Raw genomic sequence first — 1,956 nt, forward strand, 5'->3', positions numbered from 1 at the left:
TTGAACCTAAATTTTAAGCAACACTAACTCGTGCAAAGAACGAATTTATGAAAATTGAAAACACCCAAGTGCAGATGCGAAAAGGTATTTTAGAGTACTGCATTCTGCACATTATATCCCGCGGAGAAGTATACGCCTCTGATATGCTGGAGGAACTTACCTCTGCCAAAATTATGGTAGTAGAAGGAACACTTTATCCCCTGCTGACTCGTCTGCGTAAAGCCGGGTTGGTTGATTACCAGTGGGTAGAGTCTACTTCTGGGCCGCCCCGTAAATATTATACGTTGACCCAAACCGGCCAAGACTTTCTCACTCAGCTAAAAACTACTTGGGAAGAACTGGTAAAATCAACGAATCACATAACAATGAATCACGACAGGAATCTACCTGTTGTCAACGACCCCCAAAAATCATCGCAATCATGAAACGAAATATAAGTATCAACATTAGTGGAATTATCTTTCATGTAGAGGAAGATGGTTACGAGTTGCTGCGAAACTATCTGGACGCTATTACTAGTTACTTTTCTAACTACGAGGATAGCAAAGAAATTACGGACGACATTGAAAGCCGTATTGCTGAAATTTTCCTGAAGAAACTAAACTCCGCAAAACAAGTCATTACCAAAGAGGATGTAGCAGGCGTAGTCGCTACGATGGGAAGCGTAGAAGATTTTGCTGCCCAAGACTATGGTGAAGAAGAAGCTTACACCTTTGCTGACGCTGGAACGCAAACCGACAACCGTACTTTTCGGGAAGAACCGGAAGAAGGGCGGCGGCTGTACCGCGATACGCAACGAAAAATTCTGGGTGGTGTGGCTGCTGGAGTAGCCCACTACTTCCGTACTGATCCGCTGTGGGTTCGTCTGCTCCTTATTTTGTTCTTGTTTGCCGATGCGTTTATTACGTTTGGAGTGCTCGATACGATTACGTTCATCACCTACATTGTTTTCTGGATTGTAGTACCGGGTCGCCCAAATCTAGAGCAAAACGAGAAAATGAAGAAGCTCTTTCGCAATCCTGATGACAAGGTGTTAGGAGGAGTTGCCAGTGGCATAGCTGCCTATTTTGGAGCTGATCCAACAGTTTTTCGCTTACTATTTGTGCTTACTATCTTTTTCGGCGGAGCAGGTCTGATTATCTATATTGTGCTGTGGATTATTACTCCACAGGCTTTAACTCTGACTGACAGAATGCAGATGAAGGGCGAACCGGTTACGCTATCCAATATTGAATCTAGTGTAAAAAAAAACTTTAGTGTAAGCGAGAGTGGGGAAGAAAGCACTTTGCTAAAAGCAGTACTCTTCCCCTTTCGATTGGTAGCGGTAATTTTTACCAACTTGGGCCGGGCACTAGGTCCGTTCCTAGTATTTCTGGGCGACGCCGCTCGCGTGTTGTTCGGCTTACTATTGGTAGCGATTGGTGGATTAATACTATTATCCCTTCTACTAACCAGTGGAATTACGCTAGGAATGGCTACCATGGAACCCTACTTCTGGGGTGTAAACATTCCGATGGAGGTTGTAAGAAACAGTTTCTCCGGGGCAGGGTTAGTGTTTGCTATCATCGCCACCCTGATGCCTGCATTAGCCTTAGTCATTAGTGGTATCTCGATCATTGCCCGTCGTAGGTTGGTAAGTGCCGCCGTTATCTGGACCGGCGTGGGTATCTGGTTTGTGAGTATTATTGGATTGTTAGCTACCGTTCCCCCGGTGGTGATGGATTTTCGGGAAGAGGCGCAGTACACTGATACCGAAGAATTAACTATTACTGGTGAAACTCCCGTTCTACGATTAACGGGCTATCCTGAGTACGATGATTCTCAAGTGGCACTAGTTCTTACTGGACACGATAAAGATCAATTTGAACTTCAAAAGTCGTTTCAGTCCCGGGGTAGTAGTCGTAAGCGAGCGGTGGAGAACGCTCGTTTAGTAACCTACGACGTGCTGGTAGAAGA

At 45.1% G+C, this 1,956-nt stretch carries 2 protein-coding genes; both read left to right on the plus strand.

The features are described 5' to 3' along the window. Nucleotides 1-47 precede the first annotated feature (47 nt). Complete coding sequence (locus WBA23_RS03740) at nucleotides 48-425, plus strand: PadR family transcriptional regulator (RefSeq protein ID WP_424580908.1); 378 nt, start codon at nucleotides 48-50, stop codon at nucleotides 423-425. Then, on the plus strand, nucleotides 422-1,956 hold a 1,535-nt coding region (locus WBA23_RS03745), incomplete at its 3' end, for a PspC domain-containing protein (protein ID WP_424580909.1). The genes WBA23_RS03740 and WBA23_RS03745, both read left to right, overlap by 4 nt.

Origin of the sequence: Tunicatimonas sp., assembly GCF_049647865.1 — a bacterium.
GTDB lineage: Bacteria > Bacteroidota > Bacteroidia > Cytophagales > Cyclobacteriaceae > Tunicatimonas.

Bases quoted from the DNA above. Each gene is read 5' to 3' on its own strand.
- WBA23_RS03740 (WP_424580908.1), top strand. From the start codon at position 48: ATGAAAATTGAAAACACCCAAGTGCAGATGCGAAAAGGTATTTTAGAG.